The organism is Thermocladium modestius (assembly GCF_055398215.1).
The window spans coordinates 1,013,052-1,031,013 of record NZ_AP043731.1; the positions used below are offsets into that span (position 1 = coordinate 1,013,052).

Below are 17,962 nucleotides of genomic sequence, written 5' to 3' on the forward strand. Positions count from 1 at the left end.
TTCCTAGGGCGGGGAGGAGACGTTAGGCTTCCCCACGTATCGGCGAAGCTCCGCCGTTATCCTATAGACCGCGGCCGGCCCCTCCATGGCGAACGCCGTCACTATCCCAACCAGATCCGCGCCCGCCCTCAGACCGGCCATAACCGATGCCCCGTCGAGGAAGCCACCAGTCCCTATTATTAATCCTCGATGCCCAACCCTGCGCGCAATGCGTATCAGGGAGACCACCAATTCATTTATCGGCGCACCGCTGAGGCCACCATACCCCCTCGGCAGCGGTGCCGTAATGGGCAGCGTGTTGGCTATGGTCAAGCCAAGGCCGGAGGCGGCCAGCTCCGAGATCAATCGGCGCTCCGCGTCGATGTTCCTGAGCAGTGGGACCTTGATTAACGCGGGCTTGTCCAGCCTCTCCGCCTCGCCCAGCAACCGCCTTAACCCATCGCCCTCCAGCCAGAGCCCCCTATAGGTGGGGCTGCTCACGTTCAGCTCAACGTAGTCCACGCACTTTATCGCTGACGCCGCCCTGGCGGTCCTGACCACCTCCTCCACGGTGAACCCGGCCGCGCTTACGATCAATAGCTTGGAGTTGGGCCACGAGGGGCACTTCGACTTAACTATGCGCAGCGCTGCCCCGGCTCCCCTTGATGGAAGCCCCATAGCGTTGATCATGGCCCCCAGCTCCGGGTACTTCAGGAAGCGGGGACGGGGGTTTCCCTCCCTGGGCGAGGGGGTTATGGAGCCCACTACGTGAAAACCAACCGGCATCGCCGCCGCCAAGTCCATCAGGAGACCGTCCTTGTCTATCCCGGCCCCGATTCCTATTGGTCCATCTATGGTTTTATGATTAAGGCGAGCGGGGACGGGGCGGCGGGGGCCCAGCGCCTTGAGGAGGCGGGGTAGAATTGGGAGCCTGAGGAGGAGGTGGGAGGTCTCATACGTGGCCTCGGGGGGCAGTTTATTGATGAGCGTCCTTAAGTTCATCCAGTAATTCACCCACTGAGAAGACCGACCTCAGCTCAGCTCCCGCATCCGCGGCTCCCCCGCTTCTATCCACTATGGCGAGGGCCTTAACCACGTCCAGCCCCACAGACTTGAGCGACTCGACCCCCTTCCTTATGGATGATCCTGTGGTGACCACGTCGTCTACCACCAAGACCCGCTGCCCGGGCTCGTAAATGCCCTCCACGAGCCTCGCGGTTCCGTGCTCCTTGACCTGCTTCCTGACGTAGATCATTCCCATGCCCATCCTGTACGCCAGCATGGATGCCCACGGCACTCCCCCGCTCTCTATGCCGGCGATGAGCTCTACGCCCACGGCCTCCCCAGTCATTAGCTCTATTATCTCCCTGTATATGGCTGGAACTGATATGGCCCTCCTCATGTCTATGTAGTAATCGCTGAACCCGCCGCTGCTGAGCTTGAACTCGCCGAACTGCACCACTCCATGCCTTCCCAGCAATCTTATCAATTCCCTCCTATTCACCCCTGCTCACCAGCTGTCTCTCCACGTCCTCCAGGGAATTATAGGCGCCGCAGTAATCGCACTTCAGGACGGCTTGATCGCCCTTGATCACTGTGAAGGATGAGGTTATGGGCTCCCTGGGCTTATTGGTGATGCACTTGGGATTCTTGCACTTAACTATGCCGCGGACCTTGGTCGGCAGCTGCACCCTGAATTTCTCGGCAACCTCGTAATTCCTGATTCTATTCACCGTGGCGGTCGGCGATATTAGGGCTATTAGGTTGAGCTCATCATGGGTGAGGTCCCGTCCCTCTATCTTTATTATGTCCTTCCTGCCCATCTTGCTGCTCTCCACGTTCATGACGAGCGCCACCCTGCCCTCCAGGCCGCTTATGTTCAATATCTTAAGGATGATCATGGCTCGGCCGGCCAGCACGTGATCTATCACTATTCCCTCCCTTATTTTGCTTATTATCAATTCCCTGCTCACTCGGCACCACCCAGAACCAGCTTTATGAGCGCCATCCTGAGCGGGACCCCTAGGGCGGCTTGCTTGAAGTACCTAGCATGCCTCGTTTGATCCACCGCGAAGTCAACCTCATCCACCCTGGGAAGCGGGTGTAGTATTATCAATGAATCCCTCGCGCCGCGTAGCGACTCCATGGTTAACCTGAAGCTCCCCCTCACCCTCTCATACTCCATCGGATCGGGAAACCTCTCCTTCTGTATCCTCACCACGTACAACACGTCAAGCCCCTCCACCGCCTCCTCCAATTGATCGTGCATCTCAAACCTCATTCCTCTCCCCCTCATGAAGTCAAGCAGCTCAGCGCGAGGCCGCAGGCTCGGCGGGGATATCAAGTGAAGCTTTACGTCGAATAGGGAAAGCACTTGAACCAGGGAGTTGATGACCCTGGCATACCTGAGATCCCCCATAAAGCCTATGCTCAATCCATCAATGCGGCCGAACTCCCTCCACATAGTATACGCGTCCAGCATTGCCTGGGTGGGGTGGTTCTGCGCACCGTCCCCCGCATTTATCACAGGCGCATCAGCTATCTCCGCCGCGAACCTCGCAGCTCCCTCCAATTCATGCCTCATCACTATTAAATCGGCGTAGGAATCCAGCATCCTGATCGTGTCCGCCAAGTTCTCGCCCTTGGCAAGCGATGACGCCTCGACGGAGCCCATATCTATAACCCTCCCCCCTAGCCTCAACATGGCTGTCTCGAAGCTGAGCCTCGTCCTAGTGCTGGGCTCGAAGAAGGCGATCGCCATTATTTTCCCATTCATTACAGAAAGAGAGGATTTGGAGTGCTTCTCCATTTCCTGGGCCTCCTGAAAGAGACCCATTAATTCCTCCCGGCCCCAGTCAAGGGCCGAGATCACATCCCTTCCAAGCCAGGTATTCAACGAACCCTCAAATCCATCGAGTGACTCATTTATAAGGATTCCCACCATCGCGGGCAACACTGGGGTCAATGAATGGGCCCCTCCCCTCCTGCCTCACCACGTGGGCCCTTGTCTCCCTGCCCCTCATGGCGGAGAGCACCATGGCAATGGCCAGTATGGCCATGCTTGCCAGGAAGGCCGAGTGAAGGCCCGACAAGAAGGCCGTGGTCACGCCGCCGACCAGGTCGGACGTGCCGAGGAAGACTTGGAACGCCACGTACCTCGGCACAGTCAGGGAGGCTATTGTGATGGATAGGACGTAGCTGATCAATATGCCTATGTTGGCCAGGGTCCTCAGTATGCCCGATGCCCCGCCGTAGAACTCGCTGCTGGCGTTGGCCATCACCGCGCTGTTGTTGGCTGGGAAGAAGAACGCCGACCCTATCCCCCCAACTATCGACGCTGCTATTATGTAAGAGTACGGCGTGGCCAGGCCCAGTAGGGAGTAAGCCCCCGCCGCGGCCAGCATGAGCCCTATCCCCAGGGTGGCGGGCAACCTAGCCCCCATCCTATCGCTTAGGCGGCCGGCCCATGGGCCGAGGAGGCTGGCAAGCACGTAGCCAGGAACTAGGAGGAGAGAGGCGGAGAATGGGGATAGGCCCCTAATTCCCTGTAGGTACATTATCAATATGAACGCGGTGGATAGGTAGCCCGCGCTTTGGAGGAATGCCGCCAACATGCTGGCCGCCAATATCCTATTGCGGAATGCCCTGAAATCTATGAGCGGGTAGCTAACCCTCCTCTCCCAGTAAACGAATGGCACGAGCAATGCGAGGCCGACCGTCAGTATAGCCAAGTCGGGGACTGTTAACCCCACCCCGGCCACGTTGGCCGCTCCATACGCGATCAATGCCAGGGAGGCGGCGAGGAGCACAGTGCCGGGCACGTCGAACCTCCTCTTGACCACGTTGTAATCCTTCACCTCCCTTATCCCCAAGGCTATCGCGGCTATCCCTATGGGCACGTTTATGTAGAAGATGAACCTCCACCCTATGAATGTGGTTATTATGCCTCCAAGCACTATGCCCAGTATAGCTCCCACGTTCCACCCCACCGACGTGTACCCATAAGCCCTTCCCCTCTTGTTGGGCGGGTAGTGATCCGCTATTATCGCGCCGCTGTTGGCCTGCAGCATCGCCGCGCCCAGCGCCTGCACTCCCCTCGAGGCTACCAGGAAGACGTCGTTTGGGGCGGCGCCGCACATTGCCGAGCCCACCGTGAATATCAGGAAGCCTATGTTGTATATCCTGGATCTTCCGTAGTTATCCCCCAACCTGCCCAGCTGGGTGGTCAGCACGGCGGTCACGAGCAAGTATATCAGTATTACCCATATCATTGTGAATAAGTCGGAGTGAAGCGATTGAACCATTGTGGGAAGCGCCAGTATAACTATAGTGGAGTCTATGGCCGCCATCATGGTGCCCAGCACAACGACGAAGGTGACTATGGATACCCTATCCATGGATTTCCCGCATAGCTTGGCTTAATAAAGCTTAAGCCGTTAACTAAAAAACACAATAAGGGCATTGAACTCGACCGCCTCATGTTTCTGGGAGTCACGGCTTGAAGGGGAAGCGCTCCATCCTGTACGCGGAGTCCCAGAACATGTACTCATAGATGGAGGCCAGCCTGAACCTGGACATCGCCGCCGCAGTCTCTTGGCTGGTCAACTCCATGGAATCCATTATGCCAAGCACGGCATTCACGCCCCGCTCATAGGCTTCTCCCCCATACGTGTTGATCCACATGTTGTACAGCTCGTTTGGGGATCCACGCCTGATCAACTCCCTGCCCACCTCCATGTATATCCAGTAACAGGGAAGCAGCGCCGCGATGACTTCGTGGTATGGCCTTGAGTATGCCACGTCCAGCAAATAGGAGGTGTACGCCGCATTGGTGGGCGACATGCCGTAATCATCTACGTTCACGCCCCAGCGGGACAGGTACTTGCCATGGAGGCTCCTCTCCACGTTCAACGCATCAGCTATGTGGGTGGCGAATAAGACTTGCTCCTCCTCGTTTCTGGCCTTCGCGCTGGCCAGCGCCACTGCCCTGCTGAACTCCCGTAGATATAGATGGTCCTGCACTATGTAGAACCGGAACCTATTCTCCTCCAAGGACCCATCGGATAGGCCCTTAATGAATGGGTGATTCAGTATTGCTGAATATACATCGCCTATGGATGACCAAAGCCTTTCGGTCAACTTCATGTATTGAGCCAAAAGCCCTGCGCTATTTATGCGATTTGCCCCCGTGCTGATCGCTCTCTGACCTCCCCGCCCCGAGGGGCGAGACTTGTCGACCTTTTACAAAGGAGGGGGAGGGACCTATGATCATGGGAGCACAAAGTTTATTTAATTGAAATGTAAGTCAATACATGCAATATTCCATACTGGGAGATGATCTGCAGCTGGTCAAGGTCATCATGGACGAGGGCGAGAGCATCTACGGGGAGGGAGGGCATCTCCTCTATAAGTCGCCCACCGTTAATCTCCAAGCAAGGGATGTGGGGGGCTTCATGGCTGGGTTGAAGAGGGCCGTGACGGGGGCAACGTTCTTCGTTCTCCAACTAACCGGCCCAGGCGAGACCGCCTTTGCGGGGAGCACTCCCGGCAAGGTAGTTCAAATAAGCCTGGGCAATGGGGATCAATTGCTGGCCGAGCACGGCAGCTTCCTATTCGCGGAGGGCGGCGTTCGCTACGATGCATCGCTGGCGAAATTGACGGCGGGCATATTCGGCGGCGAGGGGCTGTTCCTGGCCAAGTTCACGGGGCCAGGCAATGTTTTCCTGCATGGGACGGGCAACGTTTTGCCGCTCCAATTAGGGGATGGGGAGGAGGTAGACGTGGAGGCGGGGCATCTCTTGGCCTTCGACGCGGGGATGCAGTACGGAATAAAGAGGGCGGGAGGGCTTAAGACGATGCTGCTGGGCGGCGAGGGATTGTTCTTCGTAAACATAAGGGGGCCCGGCAGGGTCTGGCTGAGAAGCGTGTCCCTAGCCGCGCTGGCGAGCGCGTTGTCGAGGGACATGCCGTGCCCCCCCAGCTGTAGGAGGGAGGCCGAGGCCGGACAGCGAGAGTTCAGGGTGTGATGCAGGCACCGATATTCTTATTAAGCTAGAAACTTCAATTACAGCATGTCGTGGGTCGCGCTCGACTTGGAGAGGGCGGTGGAAAAGGCGAGCAGGTTCTACGTGGACCTGCTTAAGGCAGGCATTGATAGCACAGCGGGGGGAGTGGTTCTCCTAGATATGATCCTCTTAAACAGGCCCGGGGAGTTGGGGAGAGTCTTGACTGCCATAGGATCCAGCACCGGCAAGAGCTTGCTCACTGCCTACGCAACGACTGAGGTGCAGGGACAGACAGCGGGGGGGGGGGGGGGTAAGTAAGTTCGGCTTCATCCTCTTGGTCTATCCGGCAGTCGATGAGGCTGACGCCGCCCGCGTGGCGGAGGCGGCGAAGGGCGCTGGAGCTATTTCCGTCACGGCGTACTTCATAAGGGTGAAGGAAGTGATGAAGGGCTAGTTGTTCTATTCCGTTATGCTCCCGCCCAATTTATCGGCTATCTCCGTGTATCCTATCGATGATAGGAACTCCAAGACTTCATCCAGCTTGGGGCCCGATCGCGCTCCCCTCCTGGTTACGGATATGGAGGCGGCGGCATTGGCAAATATCAATCTCTCCACTATGCCTAGCCCCATTAGTCTTGCGGATACGTAGGACGCCGCGAAGACGTCGCCCGCCCCCGTCGTATCGATCGGGGTCACCCTGAATGCCTCCACCACCTTCGATTCATCTCCGCTTATGCATAGAGCGCCCTTTGGCCCCAGCGTTATAACCAGCTCCCGGGGCTCGACCTTGCCGTATATTGCGAAGCCCGCCTTAATGGGGTCCTCCACGCCGCTTAGTATGCTTGCCTCGACGGAGTTCATGAACATTACGTCTATGCCCTTGAGCAGGCTGGACACGACGTCTATGCCCTTCCTGGCCAGGCTGGTTCCGCCGTCTATGGACGCCGTCGCGCCGATGAATCTGCTCCTCCTCAGCCCGGCCTCTATTATCTCCGTCCTGCCGGTGGCCATGTGTACGTGATTAACTCCATCCAGGGCCGCGCCGTCTATATCGCTAGGTATTAGTCCCATATTGGCTCCCCTGTAGGCTATCATTCTCTTGCTTCCATCCAATCCGACCAGCACGGCCACTGTGCCTGTCTTCTCATAGCCTATCCTCTTTATGAAGCGGGTGTCCACCCCGAAGGTCTTCAATTCATCCACCAATATCCCGCCCACGGTGTCGGACCCCACGGAGCCCATGAATCGAGAGCTGAGGCCCAGCTTCGCTATTTGCACCGAGAAATTGGCGGCTGACCCTCCGCCTCCCACGTAGGCCTCGAACGCGTCCACGGCCTCATCTATCCCGGGCAGGTTGCCGATCTTCATATATATATCTAGGTTCAGGTTACCTATTGAGAGAACTATTGGCTTGCCCACTGCGGCGGGGAGGGAGCCGCGTTAATATCTATTCCGTTGGGCTGGCCGGGATCCATGGAGGGGAAAGGATAAATAGCGATGCTGGGCGGAACAGTGGATGCAGGACGAAGTGAAGCGATTGCTCGACTTGAGGGAGCGGCTCAAGAAGCGAATAGAGGAATTGGAGGGGGAGCTCTCCATGCTTAGGGAGGCGGAGCAAGCCATAGACAGCCAGATAAAGTCCAAGTCGATAACTCCCGCCAATCAATTGCAGCAGCCCCAGCCCGCCCAGCAGGAGAAGCCGAGGCAATCGGCGGCCGGCGTGGATCTCAGGTCGAGGAGCGGGGAGAAGATAGGGGAGGTGGAGAGCGGGGAGGGGGTGATCACCGTGAGGCCATTGAGGCCCTTGGACCCGGAATCCAAGCCCACCAAATTCTTACTGAGGAAGTTAGAGGAGTATAAGAAGGGCGATGATGAGTTGATACAGGAGAGGAAACTGAGCGAGGGGGATGCATTTGATTACCAGGTGGAGAAGGGCGGGGATGGGTACATAACCTCCATAACTATAAGGAACTATAGGACAAACGCGAGGCGGCAGGAAGTGATGAACATAATTAGATGGACCATCGAGAGAAACCTGGAGAGGGGGGGCGATTGATGGTTCCCCATTGGTCCTATTTTAATCAATCCAGTTAAAAAGCGAGCCGACGAGTTAGGCATCGATGAATGGATTGGTCCTATCAATTATATCCAGGGATAGGTGGACGAGCGGGCTTGAGCTCTCCAGGGCCTTGAACAGGAGGCTGGATGAGGGGGACTTCATGGAGATTGCGAGCAGCGGGGACGTGGATGTCTTCTACGACGTGGCCGAGGATGAGTATTACCTGAGGCTCAAGCCATTGCAGGCCCAGGAGCCCAGTCCTGAGGGCAGCGCGTTGCCCAGCGTGAGGCTCCCGGAGGAGCCCGTCCCCAAGCCGTCGTTCGAGGAGGAATTGAAGTCGGCTGGACCGGATTGGAGGGATAGATATGAGGAATTGGTGAAGAGGGGATTAATAAGGGAGGTGTACATAAACGGCATGGCGTTCGTCGTGTCGTCAAAGCTTCCCGGCGAATCTCTTCAGCATGGGGTACATCTCGAATAGCTGCTCCTGCATTGCCAGCGAGTAGTACTGAATCACTATCTCAACCAACAGTATCAATCCAATCCCGGTCCCAAACACGCCCATTACGTCGCCCAGCGCCGCCACGACGCCCGCTATCAATCCGCTGGTCAGCGTTAGCGCGTTTATGTACCTCTCGAGGTACCTCGCTATTACCCTAGTGCTGGACCTGAAGCCCGGTATGTGCCACCCGCTCTCCGCTATCGTCTTCGCCTGGTCCTCCGGCCCCATGCCGGCCAGGTTAACCCATAGGTACGCATAAACAACCGATAGGAGCGCGTAGAGGACTATGTGGACCACCACGAATTGAGGCGTCAATTGCAGCGGGGTTGATTGCAGGAAGTAGAGCAGGGACGAGGTGCAGGGCGCCGTGGTTAACTGGCCGTTCAGGCTTATCTGGTGGACGCACGCTATGGCGTTCAGCAACGCGTTGGACGCGTGCGCGTTGTACGTGGTTGCCAGGAAGTAGAGGCCATTGTATATCAAGGCCACGGTGTACGCCGTGAATATTATGGGGAGGACGGACACGTACATGACCTTGAATGGATATGATATCTTATAGCCCCCGTACTGGGTCAGCACCATTGGGATGGAGACCTCCATTAACTCAACGTATAGGACGAGCCCGCCCAGGACCAGGGTAGCCACCAGCCCCACCAAGCTGGGGTAGCCTATTCTGTATATTATTGATGAGAGCGCGGCAAGCGTGTGATCCACAGCAGCCACGTAGGAGCCGACCGCTATGGCTGGAACGACGCCGAGGGGGAGGACTTGGCCCGGCGGTATTATGGGGGAGAAGGTGTCCCAGAACACCGTCCTTATTATGCTGATCAATATGAAGAGGCTTATGCCGCTCCCAATGCCCCAGCCCTTCGACACCATGTCGTCCAGCAGGATCACTATCACGGCACCGAAGACCAGCTGTAGCCACACAATGAAGGCTAGGCTGGGAGTTATGACTCCCAACTGGCCCGCCGCTATCATTATGGCGCCCTCGCCGAAGGCTATTATCACGGCCACCAGCTTGGTGAAGGCGTTGAACCTCATCTGATCGTTGGGATCCTCCATGTCTATATTCATTATGTCGGAGAAGGCAAGCAGCTCCATTATTATCCCGGCTATTATTATGGGCCCAATGCCCAGCTCAGCCATGGTGCCCGACTGGGAGGCGAATATGACGGCTATCAATGGATTGAATAGAGGCGCGGCTTGGGCGACATTGACGCCGTAAAGCGGGGTTATGGAGAGCACCATGTATGCGGTCAATGCTAGGAAGGTCCAGAGGAGCCGGCTGGACATGGATAGAGCTACCTTGGGCTTAGGTACAGTGGGCACAAGCCGCAGCAACGGCTCCACCCTGTCAATGAACCTACCGCTCATCGCTTAAACCATGGACCTGCCCATTATTAAATTTACTGCGACGTGATCAGGATGAGGAAGGGAATTGGGGGCATCAATGAAGCAGGCCGCGCTGTATCACTACCTCGCCGCCAGCCTTCCGTATCTTCTCAATCGCCGACGCGGAGGCCGCGGCCGCCCTAACCATTATGGGTTCATTGATTGATCCCCCGCCGAGGAGCTTATCGTAGCCCAGGGCGGCTAGGTCCACCACGTACTTGCCCGACTCCTGGACGGCCTTTCCCTGCGCGGCCAATTCCCTAACCACCTCGCCCAGTCTCCCCACGTTTATCGACTTGAGCCTGGACCTGAGGGGGGGTGGCTGGACGAAGCCGTGCTTGCCTATCAATGGCCATCCATTGTTTTTCTCCGCCAGCTCCATTAGAAGGCTCTTCTTGTGCTTCAGCAGGCCAACCCTCTCGCTTCCCCCGCTGTTGTTCCTCCTGTGCTGCCCCACCCTACCCCACGAGTGGGTCCTCCAACCCCTGAGCTTCCTGGTCTTCTTGGTGAATCTCCTGGTCATTTCACCACCAATCCCGACGTGCCTTTTTAAATTTTTCAATGGAAAAATAATTGAAAGAGAGATCAAATCATCCTCCGCAGCAGCTCGTTTATGCCGCTTCCCCTGTATCCCAAGTCCCCGCCGTTGCCGTAACTTGCCTTAATTCCCTTCAATCCACCCTTGGGCGGGTGCAACCTGAAGAACGGCTTTAAGCCCTTCAAGCACCTACCCCTTCCCCCGCACTTGAGGGACGCCTTCCCCTGCATTAAATCATTGACGAACTCCTCCAAGCTGTTCCAACCGCTCGCCTTGACCGCATCATCAGTCAACGGCCTCCCCCCGCTCAGCCTCCCCCTGCCCCTCAGGAGGAGAAGCAGGGTCTCGCCGTCTATCTCCCCCCAAGCAATCCAATCCTTAACTACCGACAAGGTCCCCCTAAGCGACGGGGAGTCCCGTAGAACCACGCATGAGTGGCGGCTCCTGAGCCCCAACAATTGAAGCGCGTGCTCCACATCGCTGGGGACGTCCACCTCCCCCTTTAATCTGATCACGGCAATCATTCCCGTAGAGCTTGTTTGTTTCTGCTCCATTCATCACCACCTATATCCTGAACCCGTAGGTATCCCTCAAGGCGTTCCACACAGCCTTGGCGAAATTAATTGTGGTCCTGGTCCTACCCCTAGCGTCCAACCATATATCCCTGATGCCCGCCAGGGATAGTATCTTCTTGGCAGTGTCGCCCGCAACCAATCCAACGCCCTTCGGCGCAGGGGATTAGGCTTACCTCTACGCTGCCCGACTTACCGTTAACCTGGAACGGCACGCTGTGGGGTTCATCGCAGGAGCAATGCCACGAGCCGCAGCCCCTCCTCACCGGGGTTATCCTTATCTTTGCGTTCCTAACCGCCTTGTCTATGGCCTGGCTCACCTGCCTGGCCTTGCCTATCCCTATGCCCACGTAGCCGTCCTCGTTGCCCACGGCGACCACTGCCTGGAACTGGCTGACCTCTCCCGCATCCGTCTGCCTCTGGACCACCTTTATGTCGAGCACCTCGTACTTCAATCCAGGAAGCAGCGCGTCGACTATCTCCGGCTCCTTTATTGGCATATTCATGCTGAATATATCATCTATGCTGCGTATTTTTCCCTCCTTTACCATCCTCCCGAGCTGAGTCCTAGGCTGCCACTCCTCCAGCTGACTGGCTTCCTCTGAGGCCATCCTAAATCAACGAAAAGAGGCCCCGAGGAGCAAATATAAAGATTCCCTCAAGCCGTGGGGCGACGATATCACTTGGATATCACGGAGTTAATTTATCTAATATTGTAATTTAAACATGGGCCCTGCTTGACCCGATGAGCGCTGTAGCAGCCAAGCAGGAAAGCAACGCGCCGAGCTACGACATACTATTCGCGGCGCCGGACAGGGATGGATCAATAGTATCCGTGAGGGTTCATAGGCAGGTCAAGGAGATGCTGGCAGAGATTGCGGAGAAGGAGGGATTGAACGGTGTCTCCGAGCTAGTCAGGTACATAATAGCGGGCTTCCTCATAGGAAAATACGAGCCCGCGAGGCCGGATCCCAAGGTGCTCCACGCTCCCATATTCCTCAACATAAACGTTAACAAGAAGGAGGAGACCAGGGGCGAGGCGTTGGTCATATCCATGGAGGCGGAGGAGGCGGTCAGGGAAGCGGAGGAGTTCCTGGCCAAGGTGAGGCGAGGCACCGTGCAATTGAGGGGAAACGAGTACGCCAAGAAGCTGAGGGATAGGATAGCCAAGCTAATGGCTAGGTCACTGAGGTACGGGTTGGAGGACGAGTACGCCAAGCTGAGGGCCGTGTTCAATGCATTACAGGAGTGACGAAAAGCTTTTCATGGCCCTGGCGAAGCTGTGGCATGGGCTTGCTGCTGGTGTATACGGGCAATGGAAAAGGCAAGACGACGGCCGCGCTGGGCTTAGTGCTCAGGGCGAGCGGGCACGGGCTTAAATCCATAGTCGCCCACCTAATGAAGACCCCCTACTACAGATCCAACACCGTGGGCGAGCGGGAGGCATTGGCGGCCAGGCTGGGCGACTTAGTTGAGGAGTACTTCATGGATCCCCTGGTGCTGAGGAACCCACGCGCCGTGCTTCGGAGGGCGGTGCAGAGAAGCGTTGAGGTGAGGCCATTCCTATTGGTGCTGGACGAGGCGAATAACTCCATAAAGAACGGCCTCCTCGGCGTCGATGAGCTGCTGAGCGCCATAACGGAGGTGCCCAGCGAAACCAATGTAGTGGTGACGGGGAGGGGAGCGCCTGAGGAGCTGGTGGAGAGGGCGGACCTGGTCACCGAGATGAAGGAGGTAAAGCATTACTACGATAAGGGATTCGTAGGTTTGATGGGGCTGGAGTGGTGAGGCCACAACGCCGGCTCAGCTCGGACAATCGGGGGATGGGAAGTCTACGGCGTATATGGGGGTCGGGTATTGAGCGCTAATCAAGCCTATCTGAGGCGACCCGCCTGGATCGTATTGAAGCACGAAGTAGGCACTGCCGCCGAACGCCTCCTCGACGTAGCCATCAGTAATGGGGTAGCATATTGTCCCGCCGCCGAAGAATACGGGGGACGCCGCGGTATTCGTAATGCTCGGATTTATCTGCCAAGCGCCCTGGAAATCAGTCAAGCCGAATCCCACCGGGTAAATGCCGCCGGTCCTCGTCGACTCCGGCGAGCAGAATAGGTTGGGATTTTCCACGCCTATGGACCAAACCAAGTTGGAGGTGGCGCCTGATCCAGGCCCCGTGATTGTTTGGGATGATGTTAGCGATGCTATTGGCTGGGATGGATCGGCAGCCGTCGCTGCCTCGAATAGATATTCCAATGCTCCCTGGGCGAGCGATATCACTAGTTCCAAGTCGGAGTAGCTGAACCACGAGCAGGCCGTGTTGCCTGGCTCCGCCGCGCTTGGCGCGCCTGACCAAGTCATATATGAATTATAACCGTTTTTACTATCAATGCTTAAGGCCGTGGTCATGTTGATCCCCACGTCATAACGCCGAAACTCACCTACATTGCCATAAGGATTACTATTATTAATCTCGATATTATTGAATCCAATATAATTCACGGCTATCGTATCGCCCTCGCCAGGATGATAAACAGCGCCCAACACGCAGTAGTCCAATATATATACGTCCTTAGTCGGTGAAACTGAAACTTGCTCTCCGGTGGAGAATAACCAATTATTGCTGCTGAGATATCCTTGGGTTATAGAGCATGGGTCCTCATCCGTATATGAGGGATCATTGATTAAGTTTAGAGTTAAGATGCCGGGGTTAACCCTGGCTTGCCCCGCCCACTCGCCGAGCAATCCATTAATGGTGTCGGTGTAGTAATCGCGGATCTGGACTGGGCTTATTACCAAGAAATTCCCACCGCCGAAGCCCACCACGTAAGCCGAGCCATTTATGTACATCACGGGATACCCGATCACATCGCTCCGGTGCGCATCCCCCCATGCCACTGCTATCACGTCCTCCAGGAGGGAAACCAATCTGGGGTCGGCGGTGTACAGCATGATGAAGTCTCCCCTCTCCATGGGCTCCTCCAGCATATCCGCCAAGCGCCGCGGGCCCACTTGAAGGGATTGATTGACGTAGTCCCAGTCAATGATTAAGACGGAGCCGTTGGGGAGGCGGGGAGCTTGGCCCAGCCCCACGCTCCTTATGGAGCTCCGGGGAGCGGAGGCGGCCAGGGAGGCGGCGAAGGAGCTTGGCCCTACGACGTAGGCCGTTGAGAACATTAGTGGCTGTTGAGCGGGCGGCTCCAGCCGCGCCGGCTTCGCAACGCCCAGGTCTATCCTCAGCCATGCGTAGTAGGCGTCGGTAATCGTCGTCTCGACGGCGTTGGAGAACCGCGGGTTGGACACGTACTCCACGACGAACGCGGCGACCATGAATAGAATTATGAGGAGGATCATCATCAACAGCGCGCCCCCGTCGCTTGGCCTCGGCATGCCCATGCATTAATTGAAATGATCCATGCATATAAACTTTTTTTGAGTCCACGTGAAACGCACGCCCGGCCAAACCATCACTCCCCCCGCATCAAGATGTAGCGCAGCTCCTGCGTTAGGTCATTTATCAATGCCCTGCCCAGCGAGCCGGGGCTTTGCCTCCCCATCAATCTAAACCCGGACCCCACCTCAATCACCTCCGCTCCCCTCGCCGTGGATAGGAAATCCAATATGGAGAGGGGGCGAACGATCTTCCTCTCGTTCACCACTAGGTACCTGGTCATCAATCGCCTAACGCTCGCCAGGTTGCTTCCATCTATCTTATTGATTAGGTTGCCGGCCCCAAACCTGGAGAGCGAGGGGGAGATGGCGGCGGCGTACCTCTCGGCCAACCTATCCGCCACGCGATCCATGGAGTCCACGGACTCCACTATGGACTCCAGCGCACCCATCATGTCCAACCCCCCCTCCAAATGTATAGTGGGTATGCCCATCATGTCAGGATGCACCGATGCCGCGAAGGGAGAGAAACCGGGCCCGATGCCCAGCAACCCGTGCGCCTCCTCCGACGCCACCATGCTGAGCGTGGTCGCCGCCTCGAAGTCGATCGCCAAGACGGCGTCATCGAACCTGGAGAAGTAATGCCTATGCCCTACCCCCCAATGCATTCCCGGGAGCGCGGGATCGCCGAAGTGCCGGGCCGTGGCGAAGACGAATCTGAAGCTCTTCCGCGGGTTCCTGGACGCCACGAATCTCACCAGCCTTGTCATTACGTTCACCGCCGGGCAAGCATCGGCGGTCCGCGGCCACGAATCCACGTGGGTGAGGAACACCACCGTTTCATCGCTGTCGCCCTGCCTATCCACCACCAGGTTATAGGCTAGCCCCTCCCTCACCCTGCCCCGCAGGTGGACCTCGATGGGCGACCCGGCCTTCACCTCCCCATCCACCACGACGGCGGGTATTGGGGGGTAGTCATTGCTTTGAAGGGATAAACCGGGCCCCTGCGGTATGAAGCCGAAGCCGGGTCCCCTCAACACCAACAGCTCGGCGCCCGCCTCGACCGCGCTTCGGTAAGTCCCCTTCAACTCGAGCGGGTCGCGCGGCATGTCCGCCACCACGTAGTTGCTCGTCCTGCCCTCGTAGAAGGGAGATGGGGGAAGCGGGCCTGCCTCGACCTCATTGGAGCCCTCCACCACGCTTGCCACCTCGTACTCCGGAACCACGACGTGAACGGGCTGTAGCACGTACATTAAGTCATGGTAGTCCAACTCCGTCAATAACATGGATAATAACCGCCTCTCTGCATCGCTTCCCGGGAGCACGGGGAAGGGGCACTCCACTCGGGTTCACGCCGAGCCCGGTATATATGCATGACCCGCATGAATGGGAAAGCCGCCGTTTCTCGTCCGGGATCGGCAGTGAATCAAGCGGTTACCATTTCCTATGCAAATGATGACGCGAATGGGAGCAATACGGAGAACCACCCTACAGAGATGGGGACCCGCGGAATCGACCTGGACCCACTAGCTTCCCGCGATTACCACCGACCAAGCCTAGCGGGCCGTTGAGCGGCGATTGCTCAATTCATGGAAATAGATTTGAGCGCCTTATTACTAAAAAGTAATTATTGAAAAGTGGTATTTTTATTCATATAGAGTAAAATTTATTAGTACATATTACTTAATTAAATGCGAAATAATATGGCAACCACTCTCCAATCCGAGTTCCTGCAGGACACGATCCTCATACTCAGGAAGGCGATAGAAATGGGGAGGCTGGAGAAGCAATTATTCGATTACCTATCGAAGCCCCAGAGAATAACCGTAGTATCCATACCCGTCAAGGTGAACGGGTCAATCTCGTTCTTCGAGGGCTACAGGGTTCAGCATAATAACGCGCTGGGGCCGTTTAAGGGCGGGATAAGGTTCCACCCCGAGGTGACTCTTGAGGACGACATGGCGCTGGCCACCTTGATGACGCTCAAGAACAGCCTGGCGGGGATCCCGTATGGAGGGGCTAAGGGAGCGGTCAGGGTAGACCCCAAGTCGCTGAATAGGCAGGCGCTGGAGGAATTATCCAGGGGATACGCGAGGGCCTTGGCCAACGTGATAGGGCCGGAGATCGACGTCCCCGCGCCGGACGTAGGGACCAATCCCCAGATAATGGCTTGGATGGTTGATGAGTACAGCAAGATGGTTGGGAGGAACGCGCCCGCCACGTTCACGGCGAAGCCGGTCCAGCTCTGGGGAAACCCAGTGAGGGAGTACGCCACGGGCTTCGGCGTCGCCGTTATGGCGAGGGAGACATGGCGGGAACTGTTCAAGGGGGACTTAACCGGCGTTCGAGTCTCAATACACGGCTTCGGAAACACAGGGCAGTGGGCCGCGTACTGGGCCGATAAATTCGGGGCGAAGGTGGTGGCGGTGGCCGACACCTCGGGAACAATATATGACCCCAACGGGTTAAGCGTGGCTAAGGCAATCAAGGCAAAGAATGAGACAGGCAAGGTAGTATCGTACGAGGGAGCGCGGAGGCTAGCTCCCCAGGACGCGCTTACGGTGGATGCTGACGTACTAATGCCCAGCGCGATCTAGGATACAATAACGGAGAGCAACGCGGCGAACGTGAAGGCGAAGCTGATAGTGGAGGGGGCAAACGGGCCGACCACTCCCAGAGCGGAGGAGACGCTGACGGGTAGGGGCGTGATCATAGTGCCCGACATACTGGCAAACGCGGGCGGGGTAATAATGAGCTACCTGGAATGGGTGGAGAACCTGCAGTGGTTCATATGGGACGAGGAGGAGACCAGGAGAAGGCTTGAGGCAATACTGGTCGGCAACTTCAAGAGAGTGATCAATAAGCACTCGGAGCTGGGAGCAAAGGCAACCATGAGGGATGCGGCCGTCATAACGGCCGTGGAGAGGGTTAGGGACGCAATGCTGTCGAGAGGATGGATCTAACTCAATTCACGACCCACGCCTCCCCTCTTTTTTCCTATCCACTCCCCAACATGGCGGTTAACGAATTATCCGTTCCCGAACTTCAAATGGAATTAACGCTATGCCGCACTAATCCATTTAGCGATGCCCAACGCGGGTCTTCCTCAACTCCCTCACCATCATCTCAAGCTCATCAAATCCATCCAACAACGAACGCCCACCCCTGCCCTCATCCCTATCCAGCCTAGCCTCCAACATCAGGAGCGCGTTTATGGCTATCTTCAATGGATTCAAATCATCCACGTTGGTCAGCGATAAATCAACGCCGTACACCGAGGCCGCCACTCCCTGGGCGTGCCGGTACCCCCCAACCGGGCCCACGTAGCACCACCTCCGCTTCTCGCCCCAATGCTCGTAGTAAACATAATCCCTTCCGTGGATTGTCTTCACTTCTCTATACCCAACTTCACCGCAGCGGGGGCAAACGTCAACCATATTTTCTCCGGTTAAATTTAACCGGAGACACAATATAAACTTTTCTGTGCCCACACAACCATCAAATCCATTAATAACTCCATGAATA

At 56.8% G+C, this 17,962-nt stretch carries 19 protein-coding genes and 2 pseudogenes; 7 read left to right on the forward strand and 14 right to left on the reverse strand.

Annotation, left to right across the window (positions count from 1 at the left end; all coding sequences use genetic code 11):
* Positions 1 to 3: 3 nt before the first annotated feature.
* The 6 genes from ACZ5ZS_RS05155 to tenA all read right to left on the reverse strand — a co-directional run bounded on the left by ACZ5ZS_RS05155 (position 4) and on the right by tenA (position 5,124).
* Complete coding sequence (locus tag ACZ5ZS_RS05155; protein WP_188596579.1) at positions 4 to 981, reverse strand: dihydroorotate dehydrogenase; 978 nt, start codon at positions 979 to 981, stop codon at positions 4 to 6.
* Positions 956 to 1,483, reverse strand: coding sequence for an orotate phosphoribosyltransferase (pyrE, locus tag ACZ5ZS_RS05160; RefSeq protein WP_188596580.1), 528 nt, complete (start codon positions 1,481 to 1,483; stop codon positions 956 to 958). The genes ACZ5ZS_RS05155 and pyrE overlap by 26 nt, the downstream gene beginning before the upstream one ends.
* The gene (gene pyrI / locus ACZ5ZS_RS05165) at positions 1,476 to 1,952 is read right to left on the reverse strand and encodes an aspartate carbamoyltransferase regulatory subunit (RefSeq protein ID WP_188596581.1); all 477 of its coding nucleotides are present in this window, start codon (positions 1,950 to 1,952) and stop codon (positions 1,476 to 1,478) included. The genes pyrE and pyrI overlap by 8 nt, the downstream gene beginning before the upstream one ends.
* Positions 1,949 to 2,923, reverse strand: coding sequence for an aspartate carbamoyltransferase (gene pyrB / locus ACZ5ZS_RS05170; RefSeq protein ID WP_188596582.1), 975 nt, complete (start codon positions 2,921 to 2,923; stop codon positions 1,949 to 1,951). Before pyrB ends, pyrI begins: the two co-directional genes overlap by 4 nt.
* Positions 2,901 to 4,376, reverse strand: coding sequence for an MFS transporter (locus ACZ5ZS_RS05175; protein WP_188596583.1), 1,476 nt, complete (start codon positions 4,374 to 4,376; stop codon positions 2,901 to 2,903). Before ACZ5ZS_RS05175 ends, pyrB begins: the two co-directional genes overlap by 23 nt.
* Positions 4,377 to 4,470: 94 nt before the next feature.
* Positions 4,471 to 5,124, reverse strand: a complete 654-nt coding sequence (tenA, locus tag ACZ5ZS_RS05180) for a thiaminase II (RefSeq protein WP_188596584.1) — start codon at positions 5,122 to 5,124, stop codon at positions 4,471 to 4,473.
* Between the two features lie 167 nt (positions 5,125 to 5,291).
* On the opposite strand from tenA, the gene ACZ5ZS_RS05185 reads away from it, so the two are divergent.
* Positions 5,292 to 6,005 carry a TIGR00266 family protein gene (locus ACZ5ZS_RS05185; RefSeq protein ID WP_188596585.1) on the forward strand — a complete coding sequence of 238 codons (714 nt, stop codon included), beginning with the start codon at positions 5,292 to 5,294 and terminating at the stop codon, positions 6,003 to 6,005.
* Between the two features lie 45 nt (positions 6,006 to 6,050).
* Positions 6,051 to 6,302, forward strand: a complete 252-nt coding sequence (locus ACZ5ZS_RS05190) for a hypothetical protein (protein WP_464858057.1) — start codon at positions 6,051 to 6,053, stop codon at positions 6,300 to 6,302.
* A gap of 141 nt (positions 6,303 to 6,443) precedes the next feature.
* On the opposite strand, the gene ACZ5ZS_RS05195 is transcribed toward ACZ5ZS_RS05190, so the two are convergent.
* Positions 6,444 to 7,403: a carbohydrate kinase family protein gene (locus ACZ5ZS_RS05195; protein ID WP_188596587.1), complete on the reverse strand. Its 960-nt coding sequence runs from the start codon at positions 7,401 to 7,403 to the stop codon at positions 6,444 to 6,446.
* A 97-nt stretch (positions 7,404 to 7,500) separates the two neighbouring features.
* On the opposite strand from ACZ5ZS_RS05195, the gene ACZ5ZS_RS05200 reads away from it, so the two are divergent.
* Together ACZ5ZS_RS05200 and ACZ5ZS_RS05205 are read left to right on the forward strand one after the other, a co-directional pair.
* Positions 7,501 to 8,040: a hypothetical protein gene (locus ACZ5ZS_RS05200; protein ID WP_188596588.1), complete on the forward strand. Its 540-nt coding sequence runs from the start codon at positions 7,501 to 7,503 to the stop codon at positions 8,038 to 8,040.
* A 64-nt stretch (positions 8,041 to 8,104) separates the two neighbouring features.
* Positions 8,105 to 8,524, forward strand: a complete 420-nt coding sequence (locus ACZ5ZS_RS05205) for a hypothetical protein (protein ID WP_188596589.1) — start codon at positions 8,105 to 8,107, stop codon at positions 8,522 to 8,524.
* Here ACZ5ZS_RS05205 and secY read toward each other — a convergent pair.
* From secY to ACZ5ZS_RS05225, 4 genes and pseudogenes are all read right to left on the reverse strand, one after another.
* Positions 8,477 to 9,922, reverse strand: coding sequence for a preprotein translocase subunit SecY (secY, locus tag ACZ5ZS_RS05210; protein WP_188596590.1), 1,446 nt, complete (start codon positions 9,920 to 9,922; stop codon positions 8,477 to 8,479). The two genes, ACZ5ZS_RS05205 and secY, sit on opposite strands and share 48 nt — an antisense overlap.
* A gap of 73 nt (positions 9,923 to 9,995) precedes the next feature.
* The gene (locus ACZ5ZS_RS05215; RefSeq protein WP_188596591.1) at positions 9,996 to 10,463 is read right to left on the reverse strand and encodes an uL15 family ribosomal protein; all 468 of its coding nucleotides are present in this window, start codon (positions 10,461 to 10,463) and stop codon (positions 9,996 to 9,998) included.
* Positions 10,464 to 10,525: 62 nt separating this feature from the next.
* Positions 10,526 to 11,032 (reverse strand): 50S ribosomal protein L30, encoded by a 507-nt coding sequence (locus tag ACZ5ZS_RS05220; RefSeq protein ID WP_229657709.1) that lies wholly within the window; start codon positions 11,030 to 11,032, stop codon positions 10,526 to 10,528.
* Between the two features lie 10 nt (positions 11,033 to 11,042).
* Positions 11,043 to 11,661 (reverse strand): annotated as a pseudogene (locus tag ACZ5ZS_RS05225) (30S ribosomal protein S5).
* 134 nt (positions 11,662 to 11,795) lie between these two features.
* On the opposite strand from ACZ5ZS_RS05225, the gene ACZ5ZS_RS05230 reads away from it, so the two are divergent.
* Complete coding sequence (locus ACZ5ZS_RS05230; RefSeq protein ID WP_075060307.1) at positions 11,796 to 12,302, forward strand: hypothetical protein; 507 nt, start codon at positions 11,796 to 11,798, stop codon at positions 12,300 to 12,302.
* Positions 12,303 to 12,337: 35 nt separating this feature from the next.
* Positions 12,338 to 12,838 carry a cob(I)yrinic acid a,c-diamide adenosyltransferase gene (locus ACZ5ZS_RS05235; RefSeq protein ID WP_188596593.1) on the forward strand — a complete coding sequence of 167 codons (501 nt, stop codon included), beginning with the start codon at positions 12,338 to 12,340 and terminating at the stop codon, positions 12,836 to 12,838.
* Positions 12,839 to 12,853: 15 nt separating this feature from the next.
* On the opposite strand, the gene ACZ5ZS_RS05240 is transcribed toward ACZ5ZS_RS05235, so the two are convergent.
* Both ACZ5ZS_RS05240 and ACZ5ZS_RS05245 read right to left on the reverse strand, forming a co-directional pair.
* Entirely contained in the window at positions 12,854 to 14,443 is a 1,590-nt protein-coding gene (locus tag ACZ5ZS_RS05240; RefSeq protein ID WP_188596594.1) for a hypothetical protein, read from the reverse strand.
* A 71-nt stretch (positions 14,444 to 14,514) separates the two neighbouring features.
* Positions 14,515 to 15,780 carry a hypothetical protein gene (locus ACZ5ZS_RS05245; RefSeq protein ID WP_188596595.1) on the reverse strand — a complete coding sequence of 422 codons (1,266 nt, stop codon included), beginning with the start codon at positions 15,778 to 15,780 and terminating at the stop codon, positions 14,515 to 14,517.
* Positions 15,781 to 16,128: 348 nt separating this feature from the next.
* Between ACZ5ZS_RS05245 and ACZ5ZS_RS05250 the strand changes: the two are divergent.
* A pseudogene (locus ACZ5ZS_RS05250) lies at positions 16,129 to 17,400 on the forward strand (Glu/Leu/Phe/Val family dehydrogenase).
* Between the two features lie 117 nt (positions 17,401 to 17,517).
* On the opposite strand, the gene ACZ5ZS_RS05255 reads toward ACZ5ZS_RS05250, so the two are convergent.
* On the reverse strand, positions 17,518 to 17,874 hold the full coding sequence (locus tag ACZ5ZS_RS05255; protein WP_188596596.1) for a hypothetical protein: 357 nt from the start codon (positions 17,872 to 17,874) through the stop codon (positions 17,518 to 17,520).
* Positions 17,875 to 17,962: the final 88 nt, after the last annotated feature.